Raw genomic sequence first — 21816 nt, 5'->3', positions numbered from 1 at the left:
TGAAAGACAAAGGATTTTGATGGTCAAAGGTCTTTGTCGTATAATTTCAACTCAAGTTTTACGCCCTTAGTTTATGCAAAATAAAGTGCAGTTAATTACCTACGTGGATCGTTTAGGTTGCAAGAATATTTCAGAATTGAATGAATTATTTCAGACTAAATTTAAAGGACTTTTCGGAGGGGTGCACATACTCCCATTTTTCAACCCGATTGACGGAGAAGATGCTGGTTTTGACCCCATTGATCATACGCAGATAGACCCACGAATCGGTAATTGGAATAATCTTAGGCAATTGAGTGAAGAAACCGATATTATGGCCGATCTTATTGTCAATCACATTTCGGCCAAATCTGTTCAGTTTCAAGATTATTTGAAAAAAGGAGATGATTCTGAGTTCAGCGAACTTATTCTTACAGACGACAAAGTTTTTCCCAATGGGGCATCCGAAGAAGAAATAAGCAAAATATATAGGCCGAGACCAGGTCTGCCATTCACAAAATTCAAACTGAATGACGGAACCGAAAAAAATGTTTGGACTACTTTCACTTCAAACCAAATTGATATAGATGTAGCATCTTCAAAAGGGGAAAAATATCTTGACTCGATTTTAGATACCTTTAAAGAGGCAGGTGTATCGATGATTCGCTTAGATGCCGCAGGTTATGCGGTTAAAAAAGCAGGTACTTCTTGTTTTATGATCGATGAAACCTTTGAATTCATTTCTAAGATTACTGAAAAGGCCAGAAAAATGGATATTTCGGTATTGGTAGAAATTCACTCTTACTATAGAACTCAAATTGAGATTGCAAAACGGGTAGATTATGTTTATGATTTTGCCTTGCCCGTGCTCGTACTCGATACTTTATTTAATCAAAATGCGGTCAACCTCAAAAAATGGTTGACTGTTTCTCCAAGAAATGTGGTGACTGTACTTGATACCCACGACGGAATCGGTATAGTAGATGTAGCTTCAGAAGATGGTAATCCGGGGCTTATAGAAAATGACGTATTAAGTAATATAGTAGAGCAAATACATGAAAACAGTGGTGGCACAAGCAGAAGGGCTACTGGTGGTTCAGCATCGAACCTTGATTTGTATCAAGTAAACTGTACTTATTTTGAAGCTTTAGGAAAGAATGAAAGACTTTATTTAATGGCAAGGGCCATTCAGTTTTTTGTGCCAGGGGTGCCGCAGGTGTATTATGTGGGTCTCTTCGCAGGCGAAAACGATATGAAACTTCTTGAAAAAACAAATGTCGGAAGAGATATCAATAGACATTATTTTACCAAAGATGAAATAGCTGATGATGTGAAAAGTTCATTCTTCTCTAGTTTTAGAGAGATGATGGTTCTTAGAAATACCCATTCGGCATTTAATGGGGCTTTCGAAGTGGTTGATACCGACGCTAGTGTACTTCACTTAAAATGGATGAATGGTAAAGAATGGACAGAGCTTTTCATTGATTTGTCGTCGAATCAAATGAGAATAACTTTTTCAGGTCAAGGCGGATCCCAACAATTGATCCTGTTCTAAAAATCTAAAATTTTAAGAGATTCAATTGATTTTTCAGCTCTTTGATATAGCTTAATGGCTGAATATGTTATCTTGTTTGAGAAATAACCACTCCAAAATTTGAAAATGATGAAAATACGGAAACCCGAGCTGAGTTTTTGGCAGATCTGGAATATGAATGTCGGTTTCTTCGGTATTCAGTTCAGTTTTGGGCTGCAGCAAACAGCGATTAACCCGATATTTTCATTTCTTGGTGCGCATCATGAAGAGCTACCTTTGCTAAATTTGGCAGGCCCGGTTACCGGTTTGCTGATACAGCCTATAATTGGTGCCATTTCCGATAAGACTTGGTCTCCTAGGTGGGGAAGACGAAAACCGTTTTTCTTAATTGGTGCTATAACCGCTAGTTTGTGTCTGTTCGCATTTCCGTTTAGTTCTCATCTGTGGTTTGCCGTTGGCTTACTTTGGATTTTAGATGCGGCGAACAATACGGCCATGGAGCCTTATCGTGCTTTTGTAGGTGATAAATTACCGGACAATCAATTGACTTATGGTTTTCAAATGCAAAGTCTTTTCGTAGGTGCCGGTATTACCTTGGCTAACTTTTCTCTTTTTCTATTTCAAGACTGGTTCAGTGTGCCCAGCGAGGCTGGCAGTCTATGTTCTACGGCTACAGAAGTAGTTTCTGCCATACCCACTTGGGTGTACTATTCTTTTTTCCTGGGAGCCGTAGCTTCCTTGGGTTCAATTTTATGGTCGGTCTGGAAAACACCTGAGATTCCGCCATCTAAAGAAGAGTTGGGTCATATATCTAGGCATTCAAATAAAAGCTTCTTGCAAAAGGCTGGGGCACCGTTCGTAGAAATTTTTCAAGCAATCGGCGAAATGCCGAATCTTATGTGGCGGCTTGCGGGCGTTTATTTGTTTCAATGGTATGCTCTGTTCGTATATTGGCAATTCATTACACCTATGTTGAGGTCGAGTATGTTCGGCATCAGTAACGCTGATAACGAAAAGTTCGAATCGATTATGGCCGCATGTAATTCTGGTGGTGTAATCGGCACTGGCGACATGGCGTTCGCCCAAAATATACAGAGCATTTCTGAGCAGGCTTTGGCCCAAACTGGGTTGATGAACGGTACGTACAACTTGGTTACCATGGTAGTTGCCTTGGCATTGGTGCCCATAGCAAGAAAATACAGTTCTAAAATGGTTTACGTGCTAAGTTTGGTACTTACCGGGGTGGCAATGTTGAGTATGCCGTACATACATAATCAATATGCCTTGCTTTTACCCATGGTGCTATTTGGGATCGGTTGGGCCTCGATGATGGGCATACCTTATGCTATGGTCTCAAAGGTGATTCCGGAAGAAAGACGAGGAGTTTATATGGGTATCGTAAATATGATGATAGTTATTCCAATGTTGATTCAGACCATAACCTTTGGACCGATAATTAAAAATTTATTAGGTAATAATGCTGTGAACGCCATACTTTTTGGAGGCGTTTTCTTTATAATAGCCGCTATTTTGGCGATGCGATTGAAGTTGCCTAAGAAAGAGGAAAATATTGTGATTTAATTTTTTAAGTTGTTTGTTGTAAGCGGGATGCATTTAATGTACCCGCTTTTTTGTATCTGATTTCTAACCGTTGATTTTTTAGGTATGTTAATTTGAAGTTTAAATCTAAAGATGTTTGGGCAACCCAAAGAGTGAATCTTTTTTATACATATCCGAAGAATACTCTTAAATTTGATTTTCAAAGTAGAACACTATGAGTAAGCAAAAACAACGACGAGAGGCTTTGGTCTATCATGCAAAACCCCAACCCGGTAAAATTAAGATTGTGCCGACCAAACCGTATGCCACCCAGAGAGATTTGGCCTTGGCCTACTCACCTGGGGTTGCAGAGCCTTGTCTTGAAATTGCTAAAGACAAAGCGAATGCCTATAAGTATACTTCTAAAGGTAATTTAGTGGCCGTTATTTCAAACGGTACCGCAGTTTTGGGGCTTGGTAATATTGGCCCTGAAGCTTCAAAGCCCGTAATGGAAGGGAAGGGACTGTTGTTCAAGATTTTTGCTGATATCGATGGAATTGATATTGAGGTAGATACCGAAAATGTCGATGAATTTGTTCAAACGGTCAAAATGATAGCTCCGACTTTTGGCGGCATCAATTTAGAGGATATCAAGGCTCCAGAAGCTTTCGAAATTGAAAAGAGACTTAAAGAAGAGCTTGATATACCTGTGATGCATGATGATCAGCACGGTACAGCCATTATTTCGGCTGCTGCACTTTTGAATGCCTTGGAACTTGCCGAAAAGAAAATTGATGAGGTTCAAATTGTAATCAGTGGTGCTGGCGCTGCCGCTGTTTCTTGTACCAAATTGTACAAAGCTTTTGGTGCTAAAGCAGAGAATATAGTTATGCTTGATAGCAAAGGGGTTATTCGTAAAGATGCCGAAAATCTATCTCCGGCTAAACTCGAGTTTGCTACCGATAAAGATTTGAGAACCCTCGAAGATGCTATGAAAGACAGCGATGTCTTTATTGGTCTTTCGATTGCCGATGTAGTAACACCTGAAATGTTGGTCTCTATGGCCGATAACCCTATAGTATTCGCCATGGCCAATCCGAATCCTGAAATCGATTATGATTTGGCCTGTAAGACGAGAAAGGATATTATCATGGCAACGGGCCGCTCCGATCATCCTAATCAAGTGAACAATGTGTTAGGTTTTCCTTTTATATTCAGAGGGGCTCTTGACGTAAGGGCGACCGGAATAAACGAGGCCATGAAAATGGCCGCTGTTAAGGCTTTGGCAGATCTGGCCAAGCAACCCGTGCCAGAACAGGTGAACATTGCCTACGGTGAAACCCGGTTAACATTTAATAATGAGTATATAATTCCTAAACCTTTTGACCAAAGGTTGATATCTGAAATTCCACCAGCGGTAGCAAAAGCTGCAATGGAAAGTGGTATCGCCCAACAACCTATTGAAGATTGGGATAAGTATAAAGAAGAATTGCTTCAGCGTTCAGGTAATGACAACAAGGTGGTTCGCTTATTGCACAATCGCGCTAAGTTGAACGCCAAACGTATTGTTTTTGCGGAAGCAGACCATTTAGACGTATTAAAAGCTGCCCAAATAGTTCATGAAGAGGGTATTGCAGAACCTATACTTTTAGGTAAAAAGGAAATTATTCTTGAACTTAAGAAAGAACTTGAATTTGATGCTGATATTGCGATAATAGACCCTTCATCCGACGAATTTGATGAAAAACACATACGATATGCGACCAAATTTTGGGAGAGCAGAAAGCGTAGTGGTACAACTTTGTACAGTGCGAAAATAAAAATGCGCGAGCGTAATTATTTCGGTGCTATGATGGTTTTGGAAGGTGATGCCGACGGAATGATTTCTGGGTATTCACGTGCCTATCCAACAGTAGTAAAGCCAATATTTGAAGTTATCGGTAGAGCTTCGAACGTTAAAAAAGTAGCTACGGTCAATATCATGATTACCGATATGGGCCCTCTATTTTTGGCTGATACCTCAATAAATATTGATCCATCCGCTGAAGAATTGGCCGAGATAGCACAGAATACGGCGAACGTCGCTTCAACATTTGGTTTCGACCCGGTTTTAGCATTGCTTTCTTATGCGAACTATGGTTCTTCTACGCATCCTAACGCGAAAAAAGTTCGAAAAGCGGTTGAAATTCTCCATGAGACAAACCCTCAATTGGTGGTCGATGGTGAAATTCAAACTGATTTTGCCCTTAATAAAGAATTGCTTCAGAGCCAGTTTCCGTTTTCAAAGTTGGCCGGTAGAAAGGTGAACACTTTGATTTTTCCTAATTTAGAATCAGCGAATATTACCTATAAGTTACTTAAAGAACTTAATAAGGCAGATTCTATTGGCCCGATTATGGTCGGTTTGCGAAGGTCTGTTCATATTCTACAGCTAGGTGCAAGTGTCGATGAAATGGTGAATATGACCGCAATTGCTGTAATCGATGCTCAAGAGCGCGAGAAGCGTAGAAAAGCAAAATCAGGTAAATAAATAGATTCGTAAAATAGTCCCGACCAAATGATACATCACCTTAAAGGTAGGCTTGTCGAAAAAACCCCGACATACGTTGTTGTCGAATGTGCTGGGGTGGGCTATTTCGTGAATGTCTCTTTACATACTTTTTCTAATTTACCTGATGGTGAGCATATAAGTTTGTATACTCATCTACAGGTAAAGGAAGATTCACATACCTTGTTCGGTTTCGTACAACGTTCAGAGCGCGAAATTTTTCGTTTGTTAATCTCGGTTTCAGGTATTGGTTCTAGCATTGCGCGAACTATGTTATCTTCTTTAGAGCCTGTTCAAATTAGAGACGCCATTGCAAATGGCGATGTGCCTACAATTCAATCTATTAAAGGAATCGGAGCTAAAACCGCACAGCGGGTAATTCTTGACCTTAGGGATAAAATTCTTAAAGTTTATGATATTGGCGAAGTTTCCACATCTACAAACAATACAAATAAAGAAGAAGCGTTATCTGCTTTAGAGGTTCTTGGTTTTGCTAGAAGACCTGCCGAAAAGGCAGTGGATAAAGTGCTTGCCCAAGACTCTTCTCTTAGCGTAGAGAACATTATAAAACTTGCGCTTAAAAATTTGTAACAAGTTTGAAAACAGGGGCCGAACTAATTCTTAAATCATCATTTAAGCTTATTCTCCTATACTCAGTTTTCTTTGTTTCTACGAGCATGGTGTTCGCTCAAGAAACAGAAGGTGAGGTAGTCGATGAGCAACAGGTAGACTCGGTCAAAACCGGTTTCTCGCTGGGGCGGCTTCGTATGGAGAACCCAGAAAGTATAGTTTCCAAGTACATTTACGACCCTAATTTAAAAATGTACGTCTACTCTGAAAAGGTAGGCGATTTTGATATTGGTTATCCGATAATTTTAACCCCTGAACAATATTATGAATTGGTTCAGCAAGAAGGCATAAAAGAATATTTTAAAGATAAGTCAGATGCTTTTTCGGGTAAGAAGGAGGGTAGTGAAGAGGCCCGTAAAAATCTACTGCCGAACTTCTATGTTAACAATAATTTTTTCCAGTCCGTTTTCGGGGGTAATACGATTGAGGTAATTCCTCAAGGTTCGGTTGCTATGGATTTGGGAGTTATTTGGCAGAAAAATGATAACCCCTCTTTATCACCAAGAAACAGAACGAACACATCTTTCGATTTTGATCAGCGTATTAGTTTAAGTATGCTGGGTAAGATAGGAGAGCGGCTTCAGGTTACTGCCAACTATGATACCGAAGCTACTTTTGATTTTCAGAATATCGTAAAACTTGATTATACCCCGACCGAAGATGATATCATACAATCCATTGAGGTAGGTAATATTTCTATGCCCTTGAACAGTTCGTTAATTCAGGGTTCACAGAGTCTTTTTGGGGTGAAAACACAGTTGCAATTCGGTAAGACTACTTTAACCGCAGTATTCTCACAGCAACAATCACAGAACAACACAGTAGTGGCCCAAGGTGGGGGTACGGTCGATGAATTTTCGGTTACGGCCCTTGACTATGATGAAGACCGTCACTTTTTCTTGGCTCAATATTTTAGAGATAATTACGATGAGGCACTAAATAATTACCCATATATTAAAAGTCAAGTGCAGATCACAAGGCTTGAAGTATGGGTGACCAATAGAAGCCAGCAGACCTTAAATGTGAGAAATATCGTGGGTATTCAAGATTTAGGGGAGTACGATCCCCTTTCGAGCGACCCCGATAATAAAAGAACGAGAATTTATAACAACGCTCCCGGTGGCTTTTTTAATATGAACACAGGTGGGCAACCCAATACTTTACCTCGAAACAATGCCAATGATTATGATCCAGGCCTGTTGGTTACAAACAACGGAGCCCTTAATTCAAATATTAGAGATGTAGCTACTGTTGAGCAGGGTTTTAGTGTCTCCGGTTATCAGCCCAATCAAGGCTTTGATTATGCATTTTTAGAAAATGCACGAAAATTGGAGCAAAGTCGAGATTATACCTTCAATACGCAGTTAGGTTATATTTCATTGAATCAGCGCTTGAGTAACGATGAGGTATTGGCGGTAGCGTTTCAATATACCTATAATGGTAACGTGTATCAGGTAGGTGAGTTCGCTAACGGGGGTCTTGATGCCACTACGGTTTCCGGAGCGGTCAACAATCCTATTATTAATAACAACACACTTATTCTTAAGCTTTTAAAAAGTAACATTACCAATGTCTCCGATCCTATTTGGGATTTGATGATGAAGAATATTTATGCGACGGGAGCTTTCCGCTTGAGTCAAGATGATTTCAAGATGAACATTCTCTATAGTAATCCGACACCAAGAAACTACATAACACCGGTCGATGATGCTACTTGGCCCGATGGTTTGCAAGATCGTATTCTTTTGAATGTATTCAATTTTGACCGACTTAACGCATATAATGATGTTCAGCCGGGTGGAGATGGTTTCTTTGATTTCATTCCAGGAACAACGGTAGATACACAAAACGGGCAAATTATATTCACTAAAGTCGAACCTTTTGGCGAATACCTTTATGAGCAATTGGGAGGTGGTGACTACGGAAACGAGAATAGCGACAACCCCAATCAAGAAAAGTATGTTTTTAGGGATATGTATGAGCTCACCAAATCAGCTGCGCTTCAAGACCCAGAAAAGAACAAATTTTTATTAAAAGGTAGGTATAAGTCTGAGGGAAGCAATGGTATACCGATCGGGGCATTTAATGTGCCTAGAGGCTCGGTACGTGTTACGGCCGGCGGTCGCCAGTTACAAGAGGGTATCGATTATACGGTAAATTATCAGGCCGGTACCGTTCAGATACTAGATCCCAGTTTAGAGGCTTCCAATACACCCATCAATATCTCGGTTGAGAATAATGCCGTTTTCGGTCAGCAAACAAGACGGTTCACAGGGGTGAACGTTGAACACCAGTTTAACGAAAATTTTGTGCTTGGTGCCACGCTATTAAATTTGAACGAACGGCCATTGACCCAAAAATCTAATTTTGGTATCGAGCCTGTGAACAATACGATATTCGGAGTTAATGGTAATTTTTCGACCGAAGTGCCATTTTTGACACGATTGGTGAATAAGCTTCCAAATATCGATACCGATGTACCTTCTAATATTTCTTTACGCGGAGAGGTTGCATGGTTAAAACCGAATTCTCCAAAAAATGCCGATTTTCAGGGGGAAACAACTACATATCTAGATGATTTTGAAGGGGCACAGTCGCTAATCGATGTAAGATCTTCATTGGGTTGGGCGATGGCAAGTACCCCTGTAGAATTTTTAGATAATCCTACACAAAAAGGTCTCGAAACCGGTTTCGGCAGGGCAAAATTGGCTTGGTACACTATTGACCCGGTTTTCTATACCAATCAAAGACCCGCCGGTTTAAATGATAGCGATATTTCATCTAACACTACCAGACGAATATTCGTAGATGAGGTTTTCCCGAAAGTGGAAATCGCCCAAGGTCAAACGCGGCAGCAGACGACTTTAGATTTGGCGTACTATCCTGAAATGAAAGGTCCGTATAATGCCAATGAAGATTTTGACAACACGGCGGCTGATCAAAAGTGGGGCGGTATCATGCGGTCACTTAGCAGTACTAATTTTGAACAGTCAAATGTTGAATTCGTCCAATTTTGGGTGATGGACCCCTATTTAGAGGGTACGGCGAATAGTACAGGTGAGCTAGTAATCAATTTGGGTAATATTTCAGAAGATATATTGGCCGATGGCCTCAAGCAATATGAGAACGGACTACCTGTAAACGGTGAAGGAAGTGTAAAGCCCGAAAACCCGATTTGGGGGCCTGTGCCTGCAACCCAAGCATTGGTTTATGCCTTTGATGTCGACGAGGGAGCTAGGCAACAGCAAGACTTAGGTTTTGATGGACTAAATGATGCAGGAGAAAGCGAAATTTACGGGGATATGAACGGTGCTGACCCTGCCCTGGACAACTATGAGTATTTCTTGCAACGCGACGGTGGCATTCTAAATCGATATTTGAATTTCAACAACCCTGAAGGAAACTCTCCCGTACAGGTGACCAATGACAATAGAGGTTCTACGACCCTGCCCGATGTTGAAGATATAGATCGTGACCTGACCATGAATACGGTAAATAGTTATTACGAATACCGAATTCCTATTAAACCAAATACTACTATTAATGACTTGTATGTAACCGATATTAGAGATTCATTGGTTTTATCAGGTAATCGTATTCCCGATGGTAGTACGGTAAGAACCCGATGGATTCAATATAAGATTCCATTGAACGACTTTACCGATGCCGTTGGTGGTATTACCGATTTTCGTTCGATAAGCAGTATGCGACTTTACATGACGAACTTCAATAGTGATGTTTTGTTGCGTTTTGCAACATTGGATTTAGTTCGTGGCGATTGGCGTACTTATATCAAGTCTCTTGATGAAGACGACCCAAATACAGCCGATGATGCCACTACTATGGATGTTAATGCGGTAAATATTCAAGAAAATGAAAATCGAACCCCGATACCGTATGTTTTGCCGCCAGGTGTTCGTCGCGAGCAATTGAACAATAATAATACGATTATACAGCAGAATGAACAATCGCTGTCGTTGGTGATAGAGAATTTAGAATCTCAAGATTCTCGTGGTGTTTTCAAAAACCTGAATATAGATGTAAGGCAGTATGAAAAGCTTAAAATGTTCATGCATGCCGAAAAGATATTGGAAAGTGATACCTATGATGTTGAAAATCCTCTGGTAGGTTTCTTGCGTGTTGGTACCGATTTTACCGAGAATTTTTATCAATTAGAGCTTCCTTTAGAGTTTACTTCTTTTAACGTAAATTCTGAAGAAGGGGTCTGGCCAGAGAATAATGAAATGGAAGTTATCTTAGATGATTTGAACAAAGTCAAGTCTGTTTGGATAACCGGAAGCGACCTCAGTGAAATACGCTACTTTGAAGTGATTAGTGGAGAAGTGGTTGCCGTCGATGAGTTTGCTCCAAGAACCCCGGGAACACTTAGGATCGGAATTAAAGGTAACCCGTCTTTAGGTAGTATACGTAGTATGATGGTCGGGGTCAAGAACGTGAGTGCTCTTCCTGCACGTGGTGAAGTTTGGTTCAACGAGCTTCGTTTAGCCGGCCTCGATAATGAAGGGGGGTGGGCAGCTATAGCGGCAGTTGATGCCAATATTGCTGATTTCGCGAATGTTTCCGCTACTGGAAGCACTAGTACTTCTGGTTTTGGTTCTATTGATCAAATGCCAAATGAAAGAGCTAGAGAAGATGCTATTACTTATGATTTGGTCACGAACGTAAATGTAGGTCAGTTGCTTCCACCAAGTTGGGGAATTCAAATTCCTTTCAACTACGGTATTTCCGAAGCATTGATAACTCCTGAGTTCGATCCTGTTTACGATGACCTGAAGTTGCAAGATAGAATTGATGCTGCCGAAACAGCCGAAACAGCAGACGATATTCAGGCACAGGCCGAAGATTATACCAAAAGAACCAGTCTGAATTTAATCGGCGTCAGAAAAGATAGGGGGGAGGAAGCTGAGGCTAATTTCTACGATATCGAGAATTTTACCTTTAACTATTCCTATAACGAAACCAATCATAGAGATTTTGAAATCGCCGCTCTCGAAGATAAGAGTGTGTTGGCCGGCATGGTTTATAATCACAACTTCGAGCCTCTTGAAGTGGCTCCGTTCGCAAAAAATGATTCCCTTTTTACAGGTAGATATTTGCAATGGTTAAAAGAATTGAACTTGAATCTTTTGCCTACCAGCGTATCGGTAAATTCTAATTTCGACCGACAGTTCAATCAGCAGCGCTTTAGAGATGTTGTAGAAGAGGGTGTTGATAAATTAGAACTGCCAACCCTTCGCCAGCGTAACTATTTGTTCAATTGGCAGTATGCCGTTAATTATAGCTTGACCAAATCATTACGAGTGAATATGTCGGCTAGTAACAACCATATTGTACGTAATTACCTGGAAAATCCATCAAATCCTAATTCTGAAATTGATCAGACTTTAGGACTTTGGGATGGTTTTTGGGATCTAGGTGAGCCGAATCGACATGCACAACAGTTAGAAATTAATTACGAAATACCATTCAGCAAAATACCGGTACTTGATTTCATCAACTCTCAATACAGTTATACGAGTAACTTCGACTGGCAGCGTGGGGGCGATGCTTTGAACCTTGCTATTGCTGAACAGCAGAATTCAACAAATGTAGTTTCGGTGAATACGGTGCAAAACGCAAGTACCCACAATTTAACGGCGAACTTGAACATGCAGAAGTTCTATGATATGATAGGGCTTAAAAAGCGCAGCGGAAAATCAAATGCAAGTACCGCGCCCGTTCGAAAAGATAAGGCGGGTAACCCTGTGAAAGGAAGCGAAAAAATGAAAGGTAAGACCAGCGGTCTATTCAATACGGCGGTAGACGTATTGACCATGGTCAAAAGACTTAACGTGAACTACAATGAAAGTAGCGGTAAGGTATTGCCTGGTTATACCCAATCGGTCGGCTTTGTCGGGTCACTTAAACCTTCTTTAGGTTTTGTTTTCGGTAGTCAGGCCGATGTACGTTTTGATGCCGCTCGTAAAGGCTGGTTAATCGGTTTTAACGAATTTAACGAGCAGTATATAGAGAATGTGAATAAACAGCTGAGTATAACGGCGACTGCACAACCTCTTAAAGACCTAACAATAGATTTATCTGCGGATCGTCAGTATTCCAATAGTTATCAAGAAAATTACGATGTAGACTTGTGGTCACAAGATATAAATCCGTTGGGCAATGAATACGGTAATTTCAGTATATCTACCTCTATGATCGGAACGGTTTTCGGCAAAAGTGATGAGTTCGACTCTGAGACCTTTCAAGAGTTTAAAGAGAACCGTATTATTATCGCAAACAGATTAGAAGCCGACCGCGGCAATAAGTCAGAAGGCGTAATTGATGATGATAATTTCCCGGATCGTTACGGTAAGACACAACAAGATGTATTGCTTCCGGCTTTCTTTGCGGCCTATACCGGTCAAGATGCCGAACGTGTTAATTTAGATGCTTTTAGAAAGATTCCTATTCCAAATTGGAACATTAAGTACACGGGATTAATGCGCAACAAGTGGTTCAAGAAAAAATTCCAACGTTTTTCGGTGAGCCATGGGTATAGAGCGGCATATAGTATCAATTCATTTCAGACCAACTTAGAAAAAGTTCAATTGGGCCCTAATGCGGTCGATCCAGAAACTCAAGATTTAATGCCAGACCTGTTATTGAACAATGTGGTGCTTAACGATGAGTTCAACCCCTTGGTACGTCTCGATTTTGAGATGAAAAATTCGGTCAGTGTGTTGGCTGAAATGCGTAGCAGTCGTATTCTTGCACTGAGCTTTGATAACAACTTGATGACAGAGACGAATGGTGATGAGTATACTCTTGGCCTTGGTTATCGCTTTAAAGATGTAAAGTTCGTTACCAATATCGGCGGCAATAAAACCCGATTGAAAGGTGACTTGAATCTGAAGGCAGATTTGACCTTACGCGATAACATCACTATAATTAGAAATCTTGATATCGACAATAATCAAATTACTTCGGGTCAAAACCTATTATCGATTAAGTTTACGGCAGATTATGCGCTGACGAAAAACTTGAATGCACTATTTTTCTACGATCACTCTTTTTCAAAATTTGCAGTTTCGACAGCATTTCCACAAACTACTATAAATAGTGGCTTTACCTTAAGGTATAACTTCGGAAATTAATCGAAAGCTTAGAATGTGCCCGTTCAGCATATTTTTTTGAAAACCGCTGGGGAATCCTTTACATTTGCGGCAATCAAAAAGGATATTATGAACATTCCATCAGAATTAAAATATACGAAAGACCACGAGTGGGTTAAGATAGAAGGTGATATCGCAACTGTCGGTATTACAGATTTTGCACAGAGTGAGTTGGGCGATATCGTATATGTAGAAGTGGAGACACTTGATGAAACTCTAGATCAAGAAGAGGTTTTTGGCACTGTTGAGGCGGTGAAAACGGTTTCTGATTTATTTCTTCCCTTGAGTGGTGAAATCATTGAATTTAATGAAGGTTTAGAAGATGCGCCTGAAAGCGTAAATTCTGATCCTTATGGAGATGGTTGGATGATCAAGATTAAAATGAGTGATTCTACTGAAGTAGAAGGCCTAATGTCGGCCGATGATTACAAAGAGCTCATTGGTGCTTAAAAAAAGAAAATACACTTTAGCATTTATAAGCTGGATGGTATTTGTTACTTTTTCCAGCTTATCTTCATTTAAAGATACCGAGACCCCAGGCATAGATATTCCACATTTAGACAAAGTAGTGCACTTTACTTTTTATTTTGTGGCTTCGATTTTAGCGGCTTTCTTCATAAGAGAGCTGAGCCAAGGTAAATATCCTTTTAATAAGGCTCTTGTGATATCTGCATTCGGCGCGATAGGGTTTGGTATAATTATTGAGGTATTACAAATGACATTAACTACTGATAGACAGGGTGATATATTTGATGCGTTGGCCAATAGTTTAGGTGCATTGGGGGGTATGCTCGGGTTAAAGCTTCTGTTTTCTAAAGTAGAGCGGTTAAAATGGAAAATTTAATTGCTTTTTAAAGGAATTATTAAGTAAATTAGCGAACATTAAAATCAAATATTATGGAACCGAAAAAGAATCCGAAAGCAGATGTAGGCCGTAACAGTAGCCTTTATTTTGTTATAGGACTGGCACTGACCATGGCTTTGGTGTATGGTGCATTAGAGTGGAAAACGTACGATGAGACCAATGATTACGATATTTCTATGAATGTTGATGATGATTTGGACGAAGAAGTTCCGATGACAGAACAGATTAAGACTCCACCACCACCACCGCCACCGGCTGCACCCGAGATTATTGAGGTTGTTGAAGATGAAGAGGAAGTAGAAGAAACCGTTATCGAATCTACCGAGACTAGTCAAGAAGAAGAGATTATTGAAGTAGAAGACGTTGAGGTGGAAGAAGAGGTAGAAGATGTAGACGTTCCTTTTGCGGTTATTGAAGATGTGCCTATTTTTCCTGGTTGTGAGAATGAGTCGGATAAGAGAGCTTGTTTTCAACAAATGATGCAAAAACATATTGGTAAAAACTTCCGTTATCCTGAAATTGCCCAAGAAATGGGAGTTCAAGGTAGGGTAAGTGTTATGTTTACCATTCAAAAAGACGGTAGCATCGGTAACGTTAGAATGCGTGGCCCTGATAAGAATTTAGAAAAAGAGGCTGCTCGTATTATTGGTAAGCTTCCCAAAATGACTCCAGGTAAGCAAAGAGGTAGACCGGTAAGGGTTCCATTTAGTATTCCGATTACCTTTAAGCTTCAATAGAAACATATTGCACCTCTATAAAGGTGTTTCAAAATATATAATCCCATTTACGCGACAGTGTAGATGGGATTTTTTCTTTCCACATAATCATGGTGCTTAACGTCGGTATATTAAAGATGGTCAATTCGTTGCAAAAAAAGGTGTTGCAGCGTATCTTTGCTGTCCGAAAAAAGAAAAATGAAAACTGCTGTAAATACGGCTTCTAATCCCACATTGACATTGGTAATAGCCGATTTTAAGGAAATTACCAAGGCACGATTGGCAATCAGTGTGGTATTCTCGTCTGTGGCCGGGTATCTGTTGGGGGCTTATCAGGTTGATGTTTTCTCTCTCTTTCTCTTGGCTTTTGGCGGTTACTGCATGGTAGGTGCCTCGAATGCCTATAACCAAATTATTGAGCGGGATCTCGATGCTTTGATGAATCGAACGAAGAATAGGCCGATACCTGCTGGTCGAATGTCGGTTAATCAAGCCCTGACTATTGCTGTTTTACTGACCATTTTAGGCATAGTCACCCTATATATGTTGAACCCGAAAACAGCTATGTTCGGGGCCATCTCAATATTTTTGTACACCAGCTTGTATACCCCGTTAAAAACCAAAACTCCTTTAGCAGTGTTTGTAGGTGCTTTGCCTGGGGCTATACCTTTTATGTTGGGGTGGGTGGCCGCTACGAATGAGTTTGGTATAGAGCCAGGTACATTGTTCATGATTCAGTTTTTTTGGCAATTCCCCCATTTTTGGGCTTTAGGGTGGATGTTGGACGATGATTATAAAAAAGGCGGTTTTAAAATGTTGCCTACAGGTAAAAAAGACAAGGGTACGGCACTACAAATAATTATGTACACCATTTGGATGTTGGTTATTTCGGTTGTTCCTGCTTTTGGCATAACGGGTAGGTTAGTTTTATCGATACCTGCGGCCGTGATAATATTTTTAATGGGTATGGTGATGCTGGTTTTCGCTTTCAAACTATATGAGAAACGAGACAATGTAACCGCAAGAAAACTAATGTTGGCAAGTGTTAGCTATATTACCCTGATGCAAATTGTTTTTGTAATAGATAAGTTTATTTAGATTAATGGATTTAACTCAAGGTACGCTAAAGGAAAAAAACGACCGAGCTAAGAAAATGATGCTTTGGTTTGGTATTGTGAGCTTGATTATGGGCTTCGCAGGGTGGACAAGTGCTTACATCGTAAGTAGTTCGCGTGAAGATTGGATCGCTGAGCTTCAACTACCAAGTTCATTTTTTATAAGTACAGCGGTCATAATCATTAGTAGCTTTACTTATTTATTCGCCAAAAGGTCAATTCAAGAGAACAACACAAAGATGACCACCAATTGGCTATTGGTGACTCTTGGCCTAGGCATTGTTTTTATAGTAATGCAGTTTAATGGGTTTTCTCAAATGGTTGCTGAGGGTTATTACTTTACGGGCCCTACAAGTAATATCAAGTTGTCATATATATTCTTGATCGCAACGGTTCACATAGTTCACGTTGTTGCGGGCATAATCTCTTTATCGGTCGTATTATATAGTCAGTTAAAGGGTAAGTATTCTGCTCAAGAGCACTTAGGGTTAACCTTGGGAGCTACATTTTGGCATTTTTTAGACCTCTTATGGGTTTATTTAATGGGCTTTATGTATTTCGTTGGATAATAAATTAAAATAATGTTGGTTTTCCTTAACAATCGGCTTTCGTTTCAGGGGAGAAAACTATAAATTTGTGCAAATTTTAACCATACTTTATAATAAATGGATTCTACGGTAACAACTGGTACGGGTGAAGAAAACGTCTGGGGAGGTGGTAATCAACCTCTAGGGGCAAGTTATGGCAAAATGATGATGTGGTTTTTCATTGTTTCCGATGCCTTGACTTTTTCTGGTTTTTTGGCCGCATATGGCTTTTCTAGATTTAAATTTATTGAGACCTGGCCTATTGCGGACGAGGTGTTCACACACGTACCGTTTTTTCATGGAAATTACCCCATGATTTACGTGGCTTTCATGACCTTCATCTTGATTATGTCTTCTGTGACTATGGTTTTGGCGGTAGATGCTGGCCATAAAATGAAGCAGAACGCTGTAATCTGGTATATGTTCTTAACTATTATCGGCGGTGCTATCTTTGTTGGTTCACAAGCTTGGGAGTGGGCTACTTTCATTAAAGGTGATTATGGTGCTATCGAGACCAAAGGAGGTAGAATACTTCAATTCGTAGATGCTGAAACCGGTGAACGTGCTGCATTGGCCGATTTTTCAAAGATAATTCCGAGTGAGAGAACCGAGCATGAACGCAAAAATGGGGTATGGTTTTATGATGAAGGTTCTAGGCCGAGCTTTTCTTTAGATGAGGTTCGTGAAGGTTTTTTAGCCAACCCAAGTATTCTTATACGAACTGAGGCAATTTTACAGGAAGGTGAGAAGTCAGGTGAGAAAACTTTGTTGACCAGAGAGCAATCCTTAGAAAAAATTAAAGATGGAAAAATCGTTGTTCAAGGAGCAAATCTTGTCAGAAATGAATATGGTAGTCGGTTATTTGCAGATTTCTTTTTCTTTATAACCGGGTTTCACGGTTTTCACGTATTCTCAGGGGTGGTTATCAATGTAATCATATTTTTCAATGTTATATTAGGAACTTATGAGCGAAGAGGCCATTACGAAATGGTTGAGAAGGTTGGCCTTTACTGGCACTTTGTAGATTTGGTATGGGTATTTGTATTCACATTCTTCTATCTGGTTTAATTAGTCAAGTCTAACGATTATAAAGAAATATTGAAATAATGGCACACGATCAGAAACTTGAAATCTTTAGAGGGCTCTTGAAATTTAAGAGCAATACCCAAAAAATTTGGGGTGTACTTATTTTTTTGTCCATAGTAACGGCAGTAGAGGTGGTATTGGGTATCTATAAACCCCATGCCTTAACTCATTCTTACTTTTTAGGGATGAAGTTGCTGAATTGGATATTTATTATTCTAACATTGGTAAAAGCATATTACATCGCTTGGGATTTTATGCACCTACGTGATGAGAAAACGGCATTGAGAAGGGCCATTGTCTGGACACCGATTTTCTTGGTAGCCTATTTGGTATTTATTCTTTTGTTCGAAGCAGACTACGTATATAACGTTTATAAGGACGGCTTTATCAAGTGGAATTTCTAAGTCTTGATTTAGTATAAATTAACAGCTTACTAAGACGGTTTCACGACCGTCTTTTTTATTTTTGTACCCGCTGATTTCTGGTAATATCTAATCATTTGATGAAAAAGACCATTGTTCTTGTTATACTTTTCATATTTCCTATAGTGGCTTACCTTTTCTTTGCCTCAGGAGTCAATAATTTTGGTAAACTGCCTATTCTTACCGAAAATATTGAGGAGGTAAACCAAACTGATAAACCCGTTATTCTTAAAGATAAGATTACTATTTTGGGTTTCTTGGGTAATGACCTCCTCACAAAAAAAGGAAATGCCTCTAATCTTAATGAGAAAATCTATAAACGGTTTTTTGAGTTCAAAGATTTTCAGTTTGTAATGGTAGTCGGTGAGAATAATGAGGAGAAAATAAAAGAACTGAAGAAAGAGTTAGGTAAATTCAGTGATGTATCAAAGTGGCATTTCGTTCAAATGACCAAGAATGAAATTTCAACTTATTTTTCTTCCTTGAATACAGGTATGGCCCTTGCTGAAGATTTAAGCTCTCCCAATGTTTTTATTATTGATAAAGATTTGAATTTAAGGGGAAGAACAGATGATGTAGATGAGACCGTAAAATACGGTTATAATACAAGTTCAGTGGCCGATTTAAATAATAAGATGGTAGATGACGTTAAAATTATATTGGCTGAATATCGGTTGGCATTAAAGAAAAATAATGCAACCCGATAACTATCACCATTAGTTTAAAGAACAAGAAGAATTAATTCTGTGAAAAAGAATAAATATACATACGTTTGGGTTTCTCTGATTATATTGATTTTCGGTATTATTTTCATTCCGAGAATAGTTGATAGGGTAAATACCGGAACTATTGTGGAGAACGACCGCATGAACGTAAAGGATAATTCGGGCGAGTTGGCCTATGTATTGTCTGATGGTAAAAAGCGTCGGGTTCCTTCTTTTGAGTTCTATAATCAAGACAGTTTGGTGATTAGCGATGGTGATTACCGGGGGAAGGTATTTGTTGTAGATTTTTTCTTTACCAGCTGCCCCTCTATCTGTCCGTTAATGACTGAAAACTTAGTTGCCTTGCAGAATGAATTTCAAGCTGAAAACAATTTTGGTATTGCTTCTTTTTCGATTACCCCGAATGTAGATACACCTTCTGTTTTAAAGGCCTATGCCGAGAAGAACGGAGTTACCCATTTAGATTGGCATTTTATGACTGGTGATCGCAAAAAAATCTATCGATTGGCTAATGAAGGCTTTAATATTTTTGCGGCTGAAAAGTCAGATGCGCCTGGAGGCTTTGAGCATTCCGGTCTTTTTGCATTGGTAGATAAGAATGGGTATTTGAGGTCTCGGGTAGATGATTTCGGTAACCCTATAATTTATTATCGTGGGGCGATTACTGAAAACCAAGGTGAGAATGACCATGGCGAAAAAGAACAGATTTCTATTCTAAAAGAGGATATAAAAAAGTTGTTAGAAGAATAATGGATAGTCATAGTGTTTCAGTAAAGGAGAAAAAGTTTAACAAACTGATTACAGTAGTGTCTATCGTAGTGCCAGTTGTTGTTGCACTATTGTTTGGTGTAAAGATTCCAGATGTTGAGCGTTTGGGTTTTCTGCCGCCCATTTACGCCTCGATTAATGGTTTGACTGCCTTGATACTCTGTTGTGCAGTATGGGCGATACTGAAAGGCAAAAAAAAATTGCACCAATTTCTGATGAATATTTGTATCGGGCTATCGTTGCTTTTTTTGGTGATGTACATTGCTTATCATATGACTTCGGAGTCCACTACTTTTGGCGGTGAGGGTATGATCAAATATATTTATTATTTCATTCTGATTACCCATATTCTTCTGTCGGTAGCCATTATCCCTTTGGTTTTAAAGACCTATTCCTTTGCTTATTTAGAAAATTTTGAAAGACACAGAAAGTGGGCTTCGATAACCTTTCCTTTATGGCTTTATGTTGCAATTACCGGGGTTGTGGTCTACTTGTTGATAGCTCCCTATTACCCAGTTTAAGTTTAAAATAGTTTAAATAATGAAACGCTCTTTTAATATTTTCATATTCGCACTTCTACTTACATCGCCGCAATTCATAGAGGCGCAGTGTGCTATGTGTAGAGCGGTTCTAGAAAGCAATGGCAATACCGATGTTGCCGAAGGTGTAAATAATGGTATTGTATACCTGATGGCGATACCTTATATATTGGTTGCAGGTCTTTTCTACTTTATTTATAAAAAGATGAGGCCCAAGGCCTCAAGAAAAATTTAACATTTCTTTTAGTAGTTTATCTGTAACAATACGATTTCTGAACAGTCTTATAGATGCACGATTTCCCCTAGTCGTGTTCATCAATCAATAAATCAATCACATGTTCGACATCGAAAGGTGGCAAGAAATCTTTGATACAATCCGTAAAAATAAGCTACGGACGTTTCTCACGGGACTCTCCGTTGCTTCGGGAATTTTCATACTCGTTATTTTATTGGGTTTTGGTCAAGGTTTCAGAAATGGAATCGCCAACGAGTTTGCACAAGATGCGGCCACGAGCGTATGGGTTTGGCCGGGTACGACTACTAAAGAGTACAAAGGGCTGAACCCTGGTAGAAATATAGAGCTCCGAAATTCTGACTATGAATTTTCTGCTGAACTTTTAAAAGATGATATCGAACTAAAATCTCCCAGAATTTTTGTTCGTAACGTTGCGGTTAATTATGGTAATGAAGCTTTGGTTTATGGGGTTCAGGGGGTTTCCTATCAATTTCAGCAAATTGAGAACGCTAAAATGTCCGAAGGCAGGTTTATCAGTTATCAAGATGAAGTTAATACTGCCAAAGTTGCCGTTATCGGCAATAAAATAGCGAAAGATGTATTTCACGAAGTGGAAACTCCTATGGGCGAATTTATCGAGATTTCTGGTATCCCCTTTAAAATTATCGGTTTGTTCGGTGAAACCGAAGATCGTGAAGAAGAGCGAATTTTTATTCCGAAGAGCACGGCACAGCGAGTTTTTAATGGAGGTGATCGTGTCAATAATTTGGCGTACACCTTACCCATGGCAGAAAACTTTGATGAAGCCGTAGCCAACTCCATAAGGTTCAAGAGCAATCTACTTTCATATCTACAGCAAGCCCATACAGTCGCACCTGATGATACTAATGCCATCTTTGTCTGGAGTGCCCTTGAAGAGGCAAAGCGGTTTTATAGCCTTACCGACAATATTAAGCTGTTCTTTTGGTTCGTGGGTATCTGTACCATAATTGCAGGTGTTGTGGGTGTTAGTAACATCATGTTGATAGTGGTACGCGAACGCACCAAAGAAATCGGAATCAGAAAGGCGTTAGGGGCCAAACCATGGTCGATAGTAGGTATGATTCTTCATGAATCGATATTTATTACCGCAATTTCGGGATTCACGGGTCTCATTCTTAGTATGGCACTATTAGAAATTGCGGGCCCACATATCGAGGTAGATTATGTAATGAACCCCTCGGTCAACTTTCCTGTCGCAGTATCAACGGTTTTTGTTCTAATTCTTGCGGGCGCAATTGCCGGTTTTTTTCCGGCATGGAGGGCTGCCAATATTCATACCATTGATGCACTTAGAGATGAATAAGTTGAAAAGAG

The 21816-nt window shown here is 39.7% G+C and carries 17 protein-coding genes; all 17 read left to right on the top strand.

Annotation, left to right across the window (positions count from 1 at the left end):
• The first annotated feature begins 73 nt into the window (after window positions 1-73).
• The 17 genes from gtfA (at window position 74) to IV512_RS15880 (ending at window position 21805) form a co-directional block, all read left to right on the top strand.
• Window positions 74-1534: a sucrose phosphorylase gene (gene gtfA, locus IV512_RS15960; RefSeq protein ID WP_209405141.1), complete on the top strand. Its 1461-nt coding sequence runs from the start codon at window positions 74-76 to the stop codon at window positions 1532-1534.
• Window positions 1535-1642: 108 nt separating this feature from the next.
• Window positions 1643-3094, top strand: coding sequence for an MFS transporter (locus tag IV512_RS15955; RefSeq protein WP_209405139.1), 1452 nt, complete (start codon window positions 1643-1645; stop codon window positions 3092-3094).
• Between the two features lie 193 nt (window positions 3095-3287).
• On the top strand, window positions 3288-5582 hold the full coding sequence (locus IV512_RS15950; protein ID WP_209405137.1) for an NADP-dependent malic enzyme: 2295 nt from the start codon (window positions 3288-3290) through the stop codon (window positions 5580-5582).
• A 27-nt stretch (window positions 5583-5609) separates the two neighbouring features.
• Window positions 5610-6191: a Holliday junction branch migration protein RuvA gene (gene ruvA / locus IV512_RS15945; protein ID WP_209405135.1), complete on the top strand. Its 582-nt coding sequence runs from the start codon at window positions 5610-5612 to the stop codon at window positions 6189-6191.
• 5 nt (window positions 6192-6196) lie between these two features.
• Window positions 6197-13384 (top strand): cell surface protein SprA, encoded by a 7188-nt coding sequence (gene sprA, locus IV512_RS15940; protein ID WP_209405133.1) that lies wholly within the window; start codon window positions 6197-6199, stop codon window positions 13382-13384.
• An 87-nt stretch (window positions 13385-13471) separates the two neighbouring features.
• Window positions 13472-13852 carry a glycine cleavage system protein GcvH gene (gene gcvH, locus IV512_RS15935; RefSeq protein ID WP_209405131.1) on the top strand — a complete coding sequence of 127 codons (381 nt, stop codon included), beginning with the start codon at window positions 13472-13474 and terminating at the stop codon, window positions 13850-13852.
• Entirely contained in the window at window positions 13824-14246 is a 423-nt protein-coding gene (locus IV512_RS15930; RefSeq protein ID WP_245224879.1) for a VanZ family protein, read from the top strand. The genes gcvH and IV512_RS15930 overlap by 29 nt, the downstream gene beginning before the upstream one ends.
• A gap of 53 nt (window positions 14247-14299) precedes the next feature.
• A complete protein-coding gene (locus IV512_RS15925; protein ID WP_209405129.1) occupies window positions 14300-15004 on the top strand; it encodes an energy transducer TonB in 705 nt (234 codons plus the stop codon).
• Between the two features lie 177 nt (window positions 15005-15181).
• Entirely contained in the window at window positions 15182-16081 is a 900-nt protein-coding gene (gene cyoE, locus IV512_RS15920; protein ID WP_209405127.1) for a heme o synthase, read from the top strand.
• Between the two features lie 4 nt (window positions 16082-16085).
• A complete protein-coding gene (locus IV512_RS15915) occupies window positions 16086-16667 on the top strand; it encodes a heme-copper oxidase subunit III (RefSeq protein WP_209405125.1) in 582 nt (193 codons plus the stop codon).
• 96 nt (window positions 16668-16763) lie between these two features.
• Window positions 16764-17753 (top strand): cytochrome c oxidase subunit 3, encoded by a 990-nt coding sequence (locus IV512_RS15910; RefSeq protein WP_209405123.1) that lies wholly within the window; start codon window positions 16764-16766, stop codon window positions 17751-17753.
• A gap of 38 nt (window positions 17754-17791) precedes the next feature.
• Window positions 17792-18175: a cytochrome C oxidase subunit IV family protein gene (locus tag IV512_RS15905; protein WP_209405121.1), complete on the top strand. Its 384-nt coding sequence runs from the start codon at window positions 17792-17794 to the stop codon at window positions 18173-18175.
• Between the two features lie 98 nt (window positions 18176-18273).
• The gene (locus IV512_RS15900; protein ID WP_209405119.1) at window positions 18274-18900 is read left to right on the top strand and encodes a hypothetical protein; all 627 of its coding nucleotides are present in this window, start codon (window positions 18274-18276) and stop codon (window positions 18898-18900) included.
• Between the two features lie 39 nt (window positions 18901-18939).
• On the top strand, window positions 18940-19668 hold the full coding sequence (locus IV512_RS15895; protein WP_209405117.1) for an SCO family protein: 729 nt from the start codon (window positions 18940-18942) through the stop codon (window positions 19666-19668).
• Window positions 19668-20207 carry a DUF420 domain-containing protein gene (locus IV512_RS15890; RefSeq protein WP_209405115.1) on the top strand — a complete coding sequence of 180 codons (540 nt, stop codon included), beginning with the start codon at window positions 19668-19670 and terminating at the stop codon, window positions 20205-20207. Before IV512_RS15895 ends, IV512_RS15890 begins: the two co-directional genes overlap by 1 nt.
• 19 nt (window positions 20208-20226) lie before the next feature.
• Window positions 20227-20460: a hypothetical protein gene (locus IV512_RS15885; protein ID WP_209405113.1), complete on the top strand. Its 234-nt coding sequence runs from the start codon at window positions 20227-20229 to the stop codon at window positions 20458-20460.
• A 100-nt stretch (window positions 20461-20560) separates the two neighbouring features.
• The gene (locus tag IV512_RS15880) at window positions 20561-21805 is read left to right on the top strand and encodes an ABC transporter permease (RefSeq protein ID WP_209405111.1); all 1245 of its coding nucleotides are present in this window, start codon (window positions 20561-20563) and stop codon (window positions 21803-21805) included.
• Window positions 21806-21816 lie beyond the last annotated feature (11 nt).

This window comes from Pseudozobellia sp. WGM2 (assembly GCF_017810075.1).
In the GTDB taxonomy this organism is placed as follows: Bacteria; Bacteroidota; Bacteroidia; order Flavobacteriales; family Flavobacteriaceae; genus JADNYK01.
The sequence above is the reverse complement of the archived record's forward strand: the minus strand, read 5'-3'. Positions and strand labels throughout refer to the sequence as shown.